Source organism: Mesorhizobium sp. Root102, from assembly GCF_001425625.1.
Classification (GTDB): domain Bacteria; phylum Pseudomonadota; class Alphaproteobacteria; order Rhizobiales; family Rhizobiaceae; genus Mesorhizobium.
This window is the reverse complement of the sequence record NZ_LMCP01000001.1, coordinates 38,153-54,617: the sequence shown is the minus strand read 5'-3', so window position 1 is coordinate 54,617 and position 16,465 is coordinate 38,153. Positions and strand designations below refer to the sequence as shown.

Here is a 16,465-nt window from a genome sequence, read left to right as displayed (position 1 = left end):
ATGATCCCGAAAAGTGGGAACCGGTTTTCGGACAAGATCATGGTTAATCAACAGAGGCAGACATGAACACCGATGAAGTGCTGGGCATTTTCCGCGAGGCGGGTGCTGTTCTCGAAGGGCATTTCATTTTGACCTCCGGCCTGCGCAGTCCGGTCTTTCTGCAGAAGGCACGCGTGTTCATGCATGCCGACAAAACCGAGCGGCTGTGCAAGGCGCTGGCCGAGAAGATCCGCGCGGCGGTGCCTGGCAAGATCGACTATGTCGTCGGTCCGGCGATCGGCGGGCTGATCCCGGCCTACGAGACATCGCGCCATCTCGGCGTGCCGGCGATCTGGGTCGAGCGGGAAGGGGGCGAGTTCCGCTTGCGTCGCTTCGAGATCGCCAGGGGCGCGCGTGTCGTCATCGTCGAGGACATCGTCACCACCGGCCTCTCGATCCGCGAGACCATCGAGTGCCTGCGCGAACTTGGCGCCGAAGTGGTTGCCGCGGCCTGCATCATCGACCGTTCCGCCGGCAAGACCGACGTCGGCGTGCCGCTGATCGCGCTCGCCGAATATGAGGTTCCTGCCTATCCGGCCGACCGGCTGCCACCGGAGTTGGCCGCCATCCCGGCGGTCAAGCCCGGCAGCCGCAATATCTGACGATGAGGCGATGATGGTCGTCGGCATCGATCATTTTGTGCTGACGGTCGCTTCGCTGGAAGTAACCTGCGCCTTTTATCAGCGTGTGCTTGGCTTTGAGCGCATCGATACGCCAGGCCGGCCGACGGCGCTGGCTTTTGGCAATCAGAAGATCAACGTACATGAGATCGGTCGCACCTTCGAACCGAAGGCGAAGGCGCCAACGCCTGGCTCGGGTGATTTCTGCCTCATCACGGCCCGGCCGCTCGCCGAGATATGCGCCAGCCTGGCAGCCAATGGCGTTGTTGTGGAACTCGGTCCGGTCGAACGTATCGGAGCCCGAGGTCCGATGATGTCGGTCTATTTCCGCGACCCGGACGGCAATCTGGTCGAGGTCAGCGAATACCTGCCGTAGCCGCCGGCGACGCCGCGCTTTTCGGCGATGCGACTGCCGGTTCCTTAAATTCGCCGCGATTGTCCAATGTTCGAAGCAAGACCTGCCACCCCGAAGGGCGGCAACAGCGCGCGCCGCACATTCGGTGTTTGGTTGTTCTTGCGCCAGCGCGTCGTTATATAAGGTTGCGATTGCCATGGGGTGATCGTCAAGCGCAAGATGTGGCTGTCACGCCCGGCCGAAGTTGCCGGCGCGGAAGCTGTGGAACGGGAACAGAGTGCTTTTTCGACGCCGCAAGCCTGATGGCCTTTTCGAGCGGGTGCGCACCTACCTTTGGCCGCGCCGCTCGTTTTCGCGCTCTCTTCAGTATTTTTCCAAGCGCATCCTGCGGCTGAAGGCCACACCGCATGCGGTAGCCGCCGGCGTTGCGGCCGGCGTCTTCGCCTCCTTTTTTCCCGTCGGTTTCCATTTCATCATTGCCGCCATTCTGTGCTGGATGATTGCCGGCAATCTGGTGGCGGCGGCCTTGGGCGCGGTTTTTTTCGGCAACCCGCTGACCTTCCCGTTGCTGTGGGGCGCATCCTGGGAAACAGGCAAGCTCATCTTGCATGATCGGCTACCGGCGCACGGCGCGCCGGCGCATCTGGGCGAGATGCTACATAACCTCTCCTTTGCGCAATTGTGGAAACCTATTCTTGAGCCGATGCTGATCGGCGCGGTACCGCTCGGGCTGGTGTTCGGCCTCTTGTTCTATGGCGTCACGCGCTGGGGCATGAACGCTTTCCGCGAGCAGCGGCGCAAACGCCTAGCCGAGCGTGCGGTCCGTCATGCGCAGTCGACCCATCCCAGCGCAAGCATCGGTTCCACTGCGCGATGATCATCGGCATCGGTAGCGACCTGATCGATATCAGACGCATCGAAAAGTCGCTGGAGCGGCACGGCCAGCGTTTCATCCAGAGAATCTACACTGACCTCGAGCAGGCCCGCTCCGAAGGGCGCCGGGCGCGTGCGGCCTCTTATGCCAAGCGTTTCGCCGCCAAGGAGGCCTGCGCCAAGGCGCTGGGCACCGGTCTGGCGCAGGGCGTGTTCTGGCGCGACATGGGTGTCGTCAATCTGCCGAGTGGCGCGCCGACCATGGCGCTGACTGGAGGGGCGCAGGCCAGGCTGGACAAAATCCTGCCAAAGGGCCATCGGGCGGCAATCCACCTCACCATCACGGATGATTTCCCACTCGCTCAAGCCTTTGTGATCATCGAGGCGTTGCCCGTCGAAGAAGCGCCACATTGATTGCATCTGACGACCGGCATGACGTTGCCCAGCGCGCGCCGAGACTCTATACCATCCAACGCACAATCGAGGACGACATGAGCGTGGCTGAAAAATCCGAGAAGAAATCCGGCGGGCTTGGCGAGACCGTCAGCGTCATCGTCCAGGCGCTTTTGCTCGCCCTGGTCATCCGTACGCTGCTGTTCCAGCCCTTTTCGATCCCATCGGGATCAATGCGGCCGACGCTTCTGGAAGGCGACTATCTGTTCGTCACCAAATGGTCTTACGGCTATTCGCGCTATTCGCTGCCTTTCGGCCCCGACATTTTTTCGGGCCGCATCTGGGGCTCCGAGCCCAAGCGCGGCGACGTGGTGGTGTTCAAGTTCCCGCCTGATCCGTCTATCGACTATATCAAGCGCGTGGTCGGCCTGCCGGGCGACAAGATCCAGGTCAAGGACGGCCAGCTGTTCATCAATGGCGTCGGCGTGCCGCGCGTGAAAACCGGCCAGATCGACAATCCCGACATCACCGAGGAATCGCGCCCTATCGATGTCTATCGCGAAACCTTGCCCAACGGCGTCAGCTACGACACGCTCGACTTGAATCCGAACTCGATCGGCGACAACACGCGCGAATTCGACGTGCCGCCTGGCCACTATTTCATGATGGGCGACAACAGGGACAATTCCGCCGACAGCCGTTTCACCGTGGGCTACGTTCCCGCGGAAAATCTGGTTGGCCGCGCCAATCTTGTTTTCTTCTCGATCGCCGGCAAGGCGAGCCCGCTCGAAATCTGGAAATGGCCGTCGCTGATGCGCGCTTCGCGCCTGTTCCACTTCGTCAATTGATGGCCCTGAAGCGCCCGACAGGCGAAACACTGGCCGGTGTGGTGAAGGCCAAGACCGGTCATGTCTTCCAGGACATCCGCTTGCTTGAGACCGCCTTGACGCATTCCAGTGCGGTCAAGGCGGCCAGCAACAATCAGCGTCTCGAATTCCTTGGCGACCGCGTGCTTGGGCTTGTCGTCGCCGACATGCTTTTCGAGAAGTTTCCCGACGCGCCGGAAGGCGAAATCGCGCCACGCTTCAATGCGCTGGTCGATGCGCGGACATGCTCCGAGATCGGCATCGAAATGCAGCTCGAGGATCTGGTCCGGGCCGACGCTGCCTTGAAAATGCGGTCGCGTGGCTCGGGTGGAAACTATCTGGCGGATGCGGTCGAAGCTCTGATCGCGGCGGTTTACGTTGATGGTGGCATCGACGCCGCGCGGCGATTTGTCCTGCGTTACTGGGAACCGCGCGCGCGGACGGTCGTGGCAAAGCCGCTCAATCCGAAATCCGATTTGCAGGAATGGATTGCCAAGACCAGCGATGCGCGCCCCGAATATGTGATCGAGAAGCGCGAAGGGCCCGACCACCAGCCTGTCTTCACGGTGTCCTTGCAGGTCCGCGGCTTTGCGCCGATAAACGGCACTGGCGGTTCCCGCAGGGCTGCCGAAGAAGCGGCGGCTTCGGCATTTCTTTTGCGCGAAGGCGTCTGGGCCACCGCATCGGCCCAGAAATCGGAGGGCGCGCGGCGCCCTAATGAAGGGAGTGCGGCATGACCGCCACCGAAGAGCCGGCAACGGAAGCTGCCCTCACGCATTCCGGTTTTGTTGCCCTGATCGGCGCGCCCAATGCGGGCAAGTCGACGCTGGTCAACCAACTGGTCGGCGCCAAGGTGTCGATCGTCACCCACAAGGTGCAAACGACCCGCGCCATCGTGCGCGGCATCGCCACGCATGACAATGCGCAGATCGTTTTCGTCGACACCCCCGGCATCTTCAAGCCGAAGCGGCGGCTCGACACGGCGATGGTGACCACCGCCTGGGGCGGGGCCAAGGATGCCGATATCGTGCTGCTTTTGATCGACGCCGAGCGTGGCATCAGGGGCGACGCCGACGCCATCCTCGAACGGCTGAAGGATGTGCGCCAGCCGATGGTGCTGATCCTCAACAAGGTCGACCGGGTCAAGCACGAAGCGCTGCTGGCTTTGTCGGCGGCAGCAAACGAAAGGGTGCCGTTCAAGCGCACCTTCATGGTTTCGGCGCTGACCGGCTCCGGCTGCAAGGACGTTCTCGATTATCTGGCCGAGGCTCTGCCGGCCGGCCCCTGGTACTATCCGGAAGACCAGATCTCGGACCTGCCGATGCGCCAGCTCGCCGCCGAGATCACCCGCGAGAAGCTTTATCTCAGGCTGCATCAGGAGCTGCCTTATTCCTCGCATATCGAGACCGAGAAATGGGAAGAGAAGCCGGATGGCTCTGTGCGCATCGACCAGACCATCTATGTCGAGCGCGACAGCCAGAAGAAGATCGTTCTTGGCCACAAGGGCGAGACCATCCGCGCCATCGGCCAGGCGTCGCGCATGGAGATCGCAGGCATCCTCGAACAGAAGGTGCACCTGTTCCTGTTCGTCAAGGTGCGCGAGAACTGGGGCGACGACCCCGAGCGCTACCGCGAGATGGGGCTCGAGTTTCCGCGCTAGAGCAATTCCGGGAAAAGTGTGAAACGGTTTTCCCGGGAAAAGCGCACAGCGCTTTCCCCTGGGGATTGCGTCGAAACACCAGGGTTCCATGGTCAGCAAGCCAAACATCGACATAGCGCTTGTCAGCCGATTGGTCGCCACGCAGTTTCCCCGCTGGAAGGACCTTGCGATCAGGCCGGTTGCATCGGGCGGCTGGGACAACCGGACCTTCCATGTTCCTGGTCGCCTTGCAGCGTATCGATACTACCGGCGGACCGGCGCCGGGACAGCACAACTTCTTTCGCGGCGGACCACTCGGCGTCTACGACGGCGAAGCCTGGCAAGCGATTGCAGCCCTCGACGGCAAGATCGATACGGACGCGGCCGGTGCGGTGTGGAAGGCGGCACTTGCCGCGCCATGGCACGGTGCGCCGGTCTGGTTCCACGGTGACGTCAGTTGGGGAAATTTGTTGGTCAGGCAAGGTCGGTTGAGCGCGGTGATCGACTTCGGAGCCTCCGGCGTCGGCGATCCCTCCTGCGATCTGGCGATCGCGTGGACATTGTTTGAAGGCAAAAGCCGGGAGGCGTTTCGTGCCGGCCTTCCGGCCGATGAAGCGATGTGGGCGCGCGGTCGTGGCTGGACGCTGTGGAAGGCGCTGATCACGGTCGCCGGACAGATCGGCGACAACCCGGGTGAGGTTGAAAACTCCCGTCATGTGATCGATGAAGTGCTTGCCGATCACGCACAGCGGGCGTGAGCGCCGGGGTTGTCGCCGCTGTCCAAGCGCTAGCAACATAGGCTGGACGATCCGCCGCAACTTGCGCGCGGCCACCTCACATCGAATCGTCTTTGACGGCTGGCTGCTGTCACAATCAGCAACGCGATAGCGCTTTGGGGAGTTTCGATGGTCTCGGCAGCGTGCCGGCCGGCCTAGCCGGTGCCGTCAATGCTTCTTCGCGGCGACAGAGTGCGATTGGCGAATGGACATCATCTGGCGATGGAGGGCGGAGGCAGAAATCAGGGCATTTTTTTTCGAAAACAGGTAGATTCTCCGCATCTTTGGTTGCTTTGATAGAAAGATATTGCCGCTAAAATATTATTAGCCGCGAAAGTATTGGAATATATATTTACAATATGACGTTGTACCGATTGTACCATTCCGCATATATATAAGTGTTATTTGTGCAACACAGCATTAATCTGTTCAAAGCGTCGGACTAATTTCGGAAATAGTCATTGAAGGTGGAGGATCGATGGGTATGTTCGCCCTCGAAAAGGGGGAGCAGTGCTAGCCTTTTTCGTTGTGGGGGTGAGGCGGGAAAACATTGCCGCCAGCCACAAATCCGAAGCCATTTAAAACTATGACTGGAGAGGTCAGAAAATGAACATCAAGAGCCTGCTTCTCGGCTCCGCTGCGGCACTGATCGCAGTTTCCGGTGCGCGCGCCGCCGACGCCGTCGTCGTCGCCGAGCCGGAACCCGCTGAATACGTCAAGATCTGCGACGTCTACGGCGCTGGCTACTTCTACATCCCGGGCACCGAGACCTGCCTGCGCATCGGCGGCTATGTCCGTTATGACATCGGCGTCGGCGACGCCGGCTCGTTGGATGGTGTCAACCATGTCCCGGACCACATGGACGATGGTACACATTCGACTTACTACAAGAACACCCGCTTCACGCTGAAGACCTGGACCGGTCAGGAGACCGAGCTCGGCACCCTGAAGACCTACACCGAGACCCGCTTCAACTTTGGCAACAGCTCCGGCGACTATGAAGACCAGACTCCGGCCAATAGCGATTGGCAGGGCCGCAACAAGTGTCTCTCGCTGCGTTATGCCTGGATTCAGCTCGGCGGCTTGCGCGTCGGCAAAGACGATACGGCTTTCGATACGTTCATCGGCTATGCCGGTAACGTCATCCAGGATACGCTGGTTCCGTATGGCGGGCAGGAGAGCAACGTCGTTCAGTACTACTTCGACGCAGGCAATGGATTCTCGGGGCTGGTCTCGCTCGAAGAAGGCACGGGCGCCAACACGATCGACAGCTATGTCCCGCATGTCGTCGGCGGCTTGAAGTACAAGGGCGACTGGGGTTCGATCACTGGCGTCGTCGCCTATGACAGCAATTACGAAGAAGTCGCCGGCAAGGTTCGCCTTGACGTGAAGGCAACCAACGAATTGTCGCTGTTCTTGATGGCCGGCTACGGCACGGATGACAACCTCACCGACTTCGGCACCGGTCGCGGCTTCTACAAGCAGTGGGGCGGCAACTGGGCAGTCTGGGGCGGCGGCACCTACAAGTTCAACGACAAGACTTCGTTTAACGCCCAGGTTTCTTATGACGACTGGAAGAACCTCGGTATCGCCGCTAACGTTGCCTATACCGTTGTGCCCGGCTTTACGGTCACGGCTGAAGTCGATTACCTCAATGCTGGAAAGTTCGGCGACGCCGATTTCAGCAACTGGACCAAGGCCAACAAGAAGAGCAGCGTCGGCGGCATTCTCCGCTTCCAGCGCTCGTTCTAACGGATCGACCGACCATACCAGCCGCCCGCAGCACATCGCTGCGGGCGGCTTTTTGTATACTGATGTGAGGTGTCGGCTTGCCGGGCACCAAACCCATACCTTGATTTCGCCACCCAACCGGTGAAAAGCTCTGGAAATGGAATGGCGCGACGAGGGAATCATTCTCGGCACCCGCAAGCATGGCGAAACCAGCGCCATTCTCGAGGTGATGACCCGTGCGCATGGCCGTCATCTCGGCCTTGTTCGTGGCGGCCGCTCGCGCAAGCAGCAGCCTGTCCTCCAGCCGGGCAATCGTGTCGACTTGTTGTGGCGGGCGCGCCTTGACGAACATCTAGGCACGTTCCAGGCCGAGGCGATCGAGATGAATGCGGCCCGGCTGATGGACAGCGCGGTGGCCGTCTACGGGCTGCAGACCATGGCCGCGCATCTACGCCTGTTGCCCGAGCGCGACGCCCATGAAGGTCTTTACGAAACTCTTGCCGTGATGATCGTCCACCTCGACGATGCCGATGCTGCCGGCGAACTGGTGGCGCGCTTCGAACTGCTGGTGCTGGACGAACTCGGCTTTGGCCTCGATCTCAGTCAATGCGCCGCCACCGGCACGCGGCAGGACCTGGCCTATGTTTCGCCGAAGTCGGGGCGGGCGGTGTCGCGCGAAGCAGGTTTGCCATGGCGCCACAAGATGCTGGCTCTGCCGGCCTTTCTGCTGCGCGGCTCGGGCCTGCGCGCGGATGCGGCGGCGGTCGACGACGCCTTCCGGCTGACCGGCTTCTTCTTCACCCGCCACGTCTATGAGCCGCGCGGCGTCGAGCCGCCCGACGCCCGTGCCGGCTTCCTCGCCGCATTGCGCAAGCACCACGCGCGCGGCAAGGCCATCGCAGGCGAGGACGCAGCCAGAGAAATCATCACGTGAGCGAAGTCGAGCTCTATCCGGGCCGGGTCTCGCCGCTCGGCCTCGGCACAATTCCGCACGCCGACATCCTGAAATACACCGGCCTGGAGCTGCTGCAGCGCATCGTCGACGGCAAGTATCCGGCGCCGCCGATCTCCTTCCAGCTCAACTTCGCGGTGACCGGAGTGTCTGAAGGCCGCGCCGTGTTCCGTGGCGTGCCCAACGAGCGCCACCCCAACCCGCTGGGCGGCGACGCTGCTCGATTCAGCCTTGGCCTGCGCCGCGCAGGCTCTGCTCGAAAAGGGTGAGGGCGTATACGACGGCGGAGTTCAAGGTAAATTTGACGCGGCCGATCACGCCGAGGACCGGCGAGGTGGTCTGCGAGGGCAAGGTTGTTCACAAAGGCTGCACGCTGGCCGTCTCGGCACCGGCGGCAAGCTGCTGGCTTTCGGCTCCGAAACATGCTCGATCTTTCCGGCCGCCAATCTGGCGGCGCGTCGAGTTTTCTGACCGTAAGTTTTCTGGTTGTTTGGCCGCCGCATTTGAGTGTCAGTGAGACTGAACGTCAGTGAAAACCGGCCTGGTTTGGGGGAACCGCCATGTTTGAGAGCCTGATCGGCCTTGTCGCCATCATCGCCTTGTTCGTCATCATTTCGCGCCAGCAGAGCCGCATCGGCCTTGTCGAACGCGAGCTTGGCGCGCTGCGCAGCCTGGTCCTTTCCGGCGCCGTGCCACCCATGGCCAAGCCGTCCGAACAGATCGCCCCCGCCGATGTGATTCCGGCCGTTGCAGCAGCGGCCGACATTCCCTCGCCAGCGACAAGCGAGCCGGTCGCCGCACCGGAGCCAGCTATGGAAGCGGAAGCCCCAATCGGCGAGGTCGTATCCGGGCCATGGGCGCAAAGCGAGGCGGCACCGAAGGCAGCGGAACCTGCAGAGCCGGCTGCCGCGGCGAGAGCCGCCCGCCAATCCGACGTCGAAACGGCACTCGGCACCCGCTGGGCGGTCTGGGTGGGCGGCATCGCGCTGGCGCTGGGCGGCCTGTTCCTGATCCGCTACACCATCGAGGCCGGCATTTTCGGTCCCGGCGTGCGGCTGACCATGGCCGGCGTGCTTGGCCTGGCGCTGGTCGCCGGCGGCGAGCTCATCCGCCGCACCGGCTTCAAAGTGCCCGTGCAAGGCATTGCCGGCGCCTATATTCCAGCGATCCTGACTGCGGCCGGTGCCTTCATCCTGTTCGGCACCGTCTATGCCGCGCATGGCATTTACGACTTCATCGGCCCGGCACTCGCCTTTACGCTACTCGGCGCCATCGGCGTGGCGACGATCGCAGCCGCCCTAGTCCATGGTCAGGCGCTGGCCGGCATCGGCCTCATCGGCGCCATGGTGACGCCGGTGCTGGTCGCCTCGCGGGCGCCCAATCCCTGGGCGCTGTTCGGCTACCTCGCGATCGTGCTCGCCGCCACCGGCGTCATCGCCCGCATGCGCGATTGGAAGTCGCTGATGGCGGCGGCCTTTTTCGGCACCGGTGTCTGGACGATCCTTTACATGACCGATGCGCCGGGAGCGAACCTCTCAGCCATCCTGTTCATCGACGCCGTCACGCTGGCCGTGCTCGCCCTTGTCTGGCTCGCTCGCCGTGGCGACGAGACCGGGCCAGCCAGGGCTTTCGACTGGCCGTCCATCGTGCCTGGCCTGTTCGTCGCATTTTCGGCGCTGGGCCTGTCGGTCGACCCGACCTTTGCCGCCGCCGGCGATGCCTTGCCGGGCGCCGTGGTGATCGCCGCAATGGTGGCCGTCGCGTTCTATCGACCGCTGGCGCTGCCGCTCCTCTATGCGGCCGGACTGGTCACGGTGCTGATCCATCTCGGCATCATCCCGCCGACCTCGATCGCTTCCGATTTTTCGGGCGGTGCCCTGGGTGTCGATGGCCTGCCCGTGGCCACGTCCAATGTGTTGACATTGCGCATCGGCATCGCACTTGGCCTGGTCTTCATCTGCGCCGGCTTCTGGGCCGCCCGCAGGTTCGCTGCCGGGACGCAGATCCGCGCGGCCTCGTGGGCAGCGTGGGGCGTCATCGTCCCGCTGGTCATCCTGCTGGCACTCTGGTTCACCTTTGGCAATCTCGACCGCGATTTCGTCTACGCCGCCGTTGCGGCACTGCTGGTCGTGGTCTTTGCCTCCGGCGGCGAGTGGATCGCACGCGGAGAAGAGCCGCCGCTCGCGGGCGGTATCGCGGTGTCGTTTGCCCTGGGCGGCGCGGCCATCGCCGGCCTGCTGCTGATGCATATGGCCTTCGATTCCGGCTGGACCACCATCCTGCTCGGTGCGGCGGCCATCGTGCCGGCGCTGGCCACGCGCTGGCGCTCCTATCCGGTGCTCGGCTGGATTTCGGTCGGCGCGGTGATGGCGGTGCTTGGCCGCGTCGCCTTCGACCCGACCATCGTCGGCGCCGAGTTCCTCTCCACGACACCGGTCTTCAACTGGCTGCTGCCGGGCTACGGCGTGCCGGCGCTTGCCTTCGGCTTTGCCGCCTGGCAGTTCGCCCGCACCACCCCCGCACTACCAATAGCTGGCAATGGCCGGCCGCGCCTCGTCATGGAAGCGGCTGCGGCGCTGTTTGTGCTGCTCACGCTCGCCATGCTGGTGCGCCACGCCATGCATGGCGGCGTCATCGACACGGGTGCCATGACGCTCGCTGAACAGGCGATCTACACGCTGATCGCCATCGGCGCCGGCGCCATCCTGGTCGCTATCGACATGCGCTCGCCAAGCTCGGTGCTGCGCTATGGTTCGATGGTCGCCGGTGTGGCCTCGGTCGCCTTCATCGTTGTCAGGCACTTCGTGGTACTGAACCCGCTTTTGTCAGACGAATCGACCGGCCAGGTCCCGGTTTTCAACCTGTTGTTCCTCGCCTATCTCCTGCCGGCGGTCGCCGTCGGCGGGCTAGCGCTCTATACGAGGGACAAGCGGCCGAAATGGTATGCGCAGATGCTGGCCGTGGTGGCTGCCGTGCTCGCCTTCGCCTATGCCACGCTGTCGGTGAGGCGCCTGTTCAAGGGCGAGTTCATTGGCCTGTGGAGCGGTCTTGGCCAGTTGGAAACCTACACCTACTCGGCGCTCTGGTTGGTCATCGGGGTGGCGCTGCTCACAGCCGGCGTTTGGCTGAAATCGCAGGTGCTGCGCATTGCCTCGGCCGCGCTGATCTCGATCGCCGTGCTGAAGGTCTTCATCTTCGACATGTCGGAGCTGGAAGGCGTGCTGCGGGCGTTGTCGTTCATCGGTCTCGGCGCCGTGCTGATCGGCATCGGCCTGTTCTACCAGCGGCTTTTGACGCGGGCGGCGAAAGAGACTTGAGGGTTTGGAGTGTCAGAATACTCAAAATGGAATATTTGAATATTCCACAGGAGATATTCGAAATGCCGCTTTGTATCCGTGATGACAAGGTGGACGCGCGCGCGACGCGACTGCAGCGCGAGACCAATGCCTCGAGCAAAACGGAAGCGGTGCGGATCGCGCTTCTGCACGAGCTTGAGCGCAACCGCGCCCGCAAACCACTGCGCGAGAGGATTGCCGGTTTCCAGGCCCAGGCAGCTGCGCTGGGGCCGTCCGATGCCAACTTCAACATGAAGGCGTTCATGGACGAGGCGTGGGAAGACTGATGTTCGTTGATGCACCGGTGATCGTTGCGGTTTTAGGCAAAGAGCCGGTATGACGCAAACCGGAGTCTCGACGATCGATAGCCGGGAATAAATCGGCACCCGCCATCGTTATCTCATTGCTTGGGTGACCGGAGCGGCAGACCGCTTCGCGCTGGCCGCTTGCGCCGCGCCCGGAAGGCGCGTTCAATCGGGATCAACAAAGGCGACCTCGAAACCAGCGGTCATGGACGAAAAGAAGGCAGCAATCCTTGGCGAAATACCGCGCCTGCGCCGCTACGCACGCTCGCTTTTGCGCGACCGCGACGCTGCCGACGATCTCGTCCAGGATTGCCTCGAGCGGGCGCTTGTGCGGCTCGACAATTGGCAGACAGGAGAAAGCCCCAGGAGGTGGCTGTTTACGATCATGCATCATTTGTTCATCGACCAGATGCGCAAGGTGAACCGTCGTGGCGAGGCGGCGATGTTGCCGCTGGAAGCCGGCGAGGCCGTCGCCCAGCCGGCCGAGCAGATGGAGAGCATCGCCTCGCGCGAGATCATCGATGCGTTGCAGGCGATCAGCCCCGACCGTCGCGCGGCCCTTGTCATGGTTGCCATCGAAGGCTTTTCATATTCCGAAGCGGCCAACATTCTGGGCGTGCCTGCCGGCACGCTGATGTCGCGCATTGCGCGCGGGCGCGAGGAATTGCGCGGACTGCTGGACGACACGGCACGTCGCCGCGCGATAAGGATCGTCGAGAAATGATCCGCCGCGACTTTTCCGAACGTGACATCCACATGGCGCTCGATGACGAGTTGCCCAGCGACGAGCGTGCCGCTTACGACGCCTGGCTCGACGCAAATCCCGAGATGAAAGCCAAGAGCGCCCGCTTCACCGCCGACCGGACGGCCTTGCGGGCGGCCTTCGCCGGCGTGCTGGATGAAGCCGTCCCGGCGCGACTGCGCAAGGTCGTGCTCGGCGAGGCGCCGGCCAAGGCAGCTGTGCCACGCTCACGCTGGTGGTTTGCCGCTGCCGCTGCGGTGCTTCTGGTCGCCGGCGGGCTTGGTGGCTACCTTGCCGGCATCGACGGCATCGGGCAGGAGGACCCTGCGGAAGATCGGCTGGCCGAGCAGGCAATCGCGGCCCATGTCATCTATGCCGCCGAAAAGCGGCATGCGGTCGAAGTGCCGGCCAGCGACAAGGATCATCTGCAGACCTGGCTGTCCAACCGGGTAGGGCTGAAGCTGGTGGCACCCGACCTGACCGCGAACGGTTTCCAACTGGTCGGCGGCCGGTTGCTTCCGGCCGGCGAGAGTAAGGCCGCGATGCTGCTGTACGAAGACGACAAGGGCGAGCGCATATCCCTCTTCGTCACGGCGGAATCGGCGGAGAATGCCAAGGGCACCTATGCATTGGCGCAGGACGGTCCCCGGGCCGTGTACTGGCTGGACAAAGGCTATGGCTGCGCCGTCGTCGGCTCGCTGCCGCGCGAGCAATTGGCCGTCGTGGCAAAGAGCGCCTATGGCCAGCTTCTGGCCGGTCTGGCCAGTTGAAAGATGCCGCTTTTGGTGGTGACCTCAGTCTGTAAATAGCGATCCTGTTCAAAGCGTTTTGCATCGCCGGACTGCGGCCGAATCTGTCACAATTCGGCCCTATTCAAGGTGCGATAGCGCTTTGTGGCCATCAGTATTTCGGCTGATGTCTTGAACGTTTTCGAGTAAGGTATTCCCACCACCAATCGAGGTTGTCGCAACCCGCATGCCTGCCGAGATCCGCACGGCCCGCGCGTCTGACGTCGATGATCTCGCCGCCATCGAGAAAGCTGTTTTCTCGAGCGACCGTATCTCCCGCCGCTCCTTTCGTCTGTTCATCGAGCGTGAAACCGCCGAGACGCTGGTCGCCGAAGTCGATGGCCGCTTGGCCGGCTATGCGATCGTGCTGTTTCGCAAGGGCAGCGGCGTGGCGCGCCTCTACTCGATTGCCACCGGTCCGTTTTTCGGTGGGCTGGGTGTTGGCCGCATGCTGCTCGGATCCGCCGAGGACGCCGCCTTCGAGCACGACCGCATGATGCTGCGTCTCGAGGTGCGCGAGGACAACAGCCGCGCGATCCGCATCTACGAACAGGCCGGCTATCGCAAGATCGGCCGTGAGCCCGGCTACTATGAGGATGGCGAGGCAGCGCTTCGCTACGAAAAGACCTTGCGCGGCGACATTCCGATCGCCACCAAGGTGCCATTCTACCAGCAGACCTGCGAATTCACCTGCGGCCCGTGTTGCCTGATGATGGCCATGGCCAATTTCGACCGCGGCTTCGTGCCGGATCCGGTCATGGAAATCCGCCTGTGGCGCGAAGCGACGACCGTCTTCATGATGTCGGGTCCCGGTGGTTGCGAACCGTTCGGCCTCGCTGTCTCGGGGTACGAGAGCGGGCTTGCGGCGGAGATCTACGTCTCGTTCTACGGCGCGCTCTTCCTGCAATCGGTGCGCAGCGAGGACAAGCGCCGGGTGATGGAACTCGCCCAGGTCGACTTTCGCCGGCGCGCGGAACTTTACGGCATCCCGGTGAATTACCGTCCGTTCACCATCGATGATATCAGGGCTGCGATCGCGGAGGGAAAACTGGTGCTGGTGTTGATCAGCGGCTTCCTGATGTTCGGCAAGAAGGTGCCGCACTGGGTGCTGGCGATCGGCGATGACGGCGACCATATCCTGATCCATGACCCCTGGGTCGAGGACGAAAGGCAGGAGACCATCCTTGATGCCGCCAACATTCCCGTGCCTTACGGCATCTTCATGAACATGGCGCAGTTCGGCCGCGACGGACTGCGTGCCGCCATCACTCTGGGAAAGCGCTGATAACAATGACCTGGGTTATTCTTACAGGCAGACAGAGCGATCTCGACCAGGTGGCGACACCACACAAGATCATCACCAACCGCGATTATCTCGCGCATCCGTCGCTGTTTCGCGGCCAGCGGCCGAAGGTCATCAACCTGTCGAACAATTACGGCTACCAGAGCCGCGGTTACTATGCCTCGCTGCTGGCAAGCTCGCGCGGCCACAAGGTGATCCCGACCGTCGAGACGATAATCGACCTGTCGGAGCGCAAGCTCTATGAGCACGCGCTGCCGGAACTGGAACTGGCGCTCAATAAATGCCGCAAGGATCTTGGCGGGGTCTTTCCGCAAAAGGTCTGCATCTTCTTCGGCATCGGCCCGTCGAAAATCTGGGACCGTTTCGCCAAGCTGTTGTTCGACTGGTTCCGCGCACCGGCGCTCGAAGTCCACATCAACGACAGCGCCGAATGGGCCTCGATCCGCAAGATCGGCTTCCATCCGCTGGCGCGGATGACCGAGGACGAAGAAAAAAGCTTCATCCAGTGCTTGGAAACCTACACCAACCGCGAGTGGCGCGACACCAAGGGCCGCACGCCGGCGCGCTACACCTTCGCCACGCTGGTCGACCCGCATGAGGAATTGCCGCCGTCCGAAATCTCGTCGCTGCGTTACTGGGCCAAGATCGCCGAGAAGATGGGCGTCGAAATCGAGCCGATCACCAAGCGGGACCTTGCCAAGCTCGCCAATTACGACGCGCTGTTCATCCGCGAGACCACCTCGATCTCCAACCACACCTATCGTTTCGCCCGCCGCGCCCAGCAGGAAGGCATGCCGGTCATCGACGATCCGCTGTCGATGATCCGCTGCACCAACAAGGTCTATCTCAACGAACTGATGGCCTACAACAAGGTCCCCGTGCCGCCGACGGTGATGATCGCCGGCACCTCGGACCTCGAACTGGCGGCGCAGACACTGGGCTTTCCGCTGGTGCTGAAGATCCCGGATTCGTCATTCTCGCGCGGCGTCAAGAAATGCGCCAACTTCGAGGAACTGAAGACGCTCGCCACCGAATGGCTGGAGGATTCGGACCTTCTGATCGCGCAGAAATTCATTCCGACCGAATATGACTGGCGCGTCGGCGTGCTCGGCGGCCAGCCGCTGTTTGCCGTGCACTATCTGATGGCCAAGAAGCACTGGCAGATCGTCAACCACAAGGCCAACGGCAAGCCCGACCAGGGCGGCATCAAGACCTTCACGCTGAAGGAAACGCCCGCGCATGTCGTCGAGACGGCGGTGAAGGCGGCGCGCTGCATCGGTGACGGGCTCTATGGCGTCGACCTCAAGGAGACCAAGGACGGTGTCTTCGTCATCGAGGTCAACGACAATCCCAACCTCGACCATGGCTGGGAGGATTCCGGCGAGAAGGACGAGGTCTGGGTGCGGCTGACGCAGTGGTTCCTGGAGCGGCTGGACCGGCCGGGGCGGTAATTTGATCGGGGAAAAGATGCTGTTCATCGTGATCGAGGATTTTACCGGCTGCGATTGTAAGGAGATCTACCGCCGCTTTCGCGACCGGGGTCGCCTGAAGCCGGACGAGCTTCTCGTACATCACAGCTGGATCGCGGCGGACATGAGCCGCTGTTTCCTGCTGGTGGAGGCCGATGACGTCACGCTGCTGCAGCGCTGGGTCATCGAATGGGCGGATCTGGTGGAATTCGAGATCGTTCCCGTGGCAACAAACAAGGAAATGGCAGAGGCATTGAGCGGGCACCTCTGACCATCGCC

At 62.4% G+C, this 16,465-nt stretch carries 17 protein-coding genes and 1 pseudogene; all 18 read left to right on the top strand.

The features are described 5' to 3' along the window. The first annotated feature begins 62 nt into the window (after positions 1–62). Entirely contained in the window at positions 63–641 is a 579-nt protein-coding gene (gene pyrE / locus ASD12_RS00270; protein WP_056580481.1) for an orotate phosphoribosyltransferase, read from the top strand. Between the two features lie 13 nt (positions 642–654). Beyond that, a complete protein-coding gene (locus ASD12_RS00265) occupies positions 655–1,035 on the top strand; it encodes a VOC family protein (protein ID WP_200950981.1) in 381 nt (126 codons plus the stop codon). Between the two features lie 256 nt (positions 1,036–1,291). Continuing rightward, positions 1,292–1,891: a DUF2062 domain-containing protein gene (locus tag ASD12_RS00260; protein ID WP_056580475.1), complete on the top strand. Its 600-nt coding sequence runs from the start codon at positions 1,292–1,294 to the stop codon at positions 1,889–1,891. Continuing rightward, a complete protein-coding gene (acpS, locus tag ASD12_RS00255) occupies positions 1,888–2,301 on the top strand; it encodes a holo-ACP synthase (RefSeq protein ID WP_056580473.1) in 414 nt (137 codons plus the stop codon). The genes ASD12_RS00260 and acpS overlap by 4 nt, the downstream gene beginning before the upstream one ends. Positions 2,302–2,378: 77 nt before the next feature. Continuing rightward, complete coding sequence (gene lepB / locus ASD12_RS00250; protein WP_056581888.1) at positions 2,379–3,128, top strand: signal peptidase I; 750 nt, start codon at positions 2,379–2,381, stop codon at positions 3,126–3,128. After that, a complete protein-coding gene (gene rnc, locus ASD12_RS00245) occupies positions 3,128–3,883 on the top strand; it encodes a ribonuclease III (protein ID WP_056580471.1) in 756 nt (251 codons plus the stop codon). Before lepB ends, rnc begins: the two co-directional genes overlap by 1 nt. Beyond that, positions 3,880–4,806, top strand: coding sequence for a GTPase Era (era, locus tag ASD12_RS00240; protein ID WP_056580467.1), 927 nt, complete (start codon positions 3,880–3,882; stop codon positions 4,804–4,806). Before rnc ends, era begins: the two co-directional genes overlap by 4 nt. Positions 4,807–4,894: 88 nt before the next feature. Next, positions 4,895–5,543: pseudogene (locus ASD12_RS00235) on the top strand (phosphotransferase). 624 nt (positions 5,544–6,167) lie between these two features. Then, positions 6,168–7,313 carry a porin gene (locus tag ASD12_RS00230; RefSeq protein ID WP_056580463.1) on the top strand — a complete coding sequence of 382 codons (1,146 nt, stop codon included), beginning with the start codon at positions 6,168–6,170 and terminating at the stop codon, positions 7,311–7,313. A 136-nt stretch (positions 7,314–7,449) separates the two neighbouring features. Beyond that, a complete protein-coding gene (recO, locus tag ASD12_RS00225; RefSeq protein WP_056580460.1) occupies positions 7,450–8,226 on the top strand; it encodes a DNA repair protein RecO in 777 nt (258 codons plus the stop codon). Next, on the top strand, positions 8,223–8,513 hold the full coding sequence (locus ASD12_RS35100; RefSeq protein WP_244482698.1) for a hypothetical protein: 291 nt from the start codon (positions 8,223–8,225) through the stop codon (positions 8,511–8,513). The genes recO and ASD12_RS35100 overlap by 4 nt, the downstream gene beginning before the upstream one ends. 291 nt (positions 8,514–8,804) lie before the next feature. Next, positions 8,805–11,561 carry a DUF2339 domain-containing protein gene (locus ASD12_RS00215; protein ID WP_056580456.1) on the top strand — a complete coding sequence of 919 codons (2,757 nt, stop codon included), beginning with the start codon at positions 8,805–8,807 and terminating at the stop codon, positions 11,559–11,561. A gap of 62 nt (positions 11,562–11,623) precedes the next feature. Continuing rightward, a complete protein-coding gene (locus ASD12_RS00210; protein ID WP_056581887.1) occupies positions 11,624–11,866 on the top strand; it encodes a type II toxin-antitoxin system VapB family antitoxin in 243 nt (80 codons plus the stop codon). Between the two features lie 223 nt (positions 11,867–12,089). Next, positions 12,090–12,608 (top strand): RNA polymerase sigma factor, encoded by a 519-nt coding sequence (locus ASD12_RS00205; RefSeq protein WP_056580454.1) that lies wholly within the window; start codon positions 12,090–12,092, stop codon positions 12,606–12,608. Next, on the top strand, positions 12,605–13,396 hold the full coding sequence (locus ASD12_RS00200; RefSeq protein ID WP_056580450.1) for an anti-sigma factor: 792 nt from the start codon (positions 12,605–12,607) through the stop codon (positions 13,394–13,396). Before ASD12_RS00205 ends, ASD12_RS00200 begins: the two co-directional genes overlap by 4 nt. Before the next feature lie 205 nt (positions 13,397–13,601). Continuing rightward, positions 13,602–14,699, top strand: a complete 1,098-nt coding sequence (locus ASD12_RS00195) for a peptidase C39 family protein (protein WP_056580442.1) — start codon at positions 13,602–13,604, stop codon at positions 14,697–14,699. 5 nt (positions 14,700–14,704) lie between these two features. Continuing rightward, positions 14,705–16,168: a RimK family protein gene (locus tag ASD12_RS00190; protein ID WP_056580439.1), complete on the top strand. Its 1,464-nt coding sequence runs from the start codon at positions 14,705–14,707 to the stop codon at positions 16,166–16,168. Between the two features lie 16 nt (positions 16,169–16,184). Next, positions 16,185–16,457, top strand: coding sequence for a DUF3303 family protein (locus ASD12_RS00185; protein ID WP_056580438.1), 273 nt, complete (start codon positions 16,185–16,187; stop codon positions 16,455–16,457). The last annotated feature ends 8 nt before the right edge of the window (positions 16,458–16,465 follow it).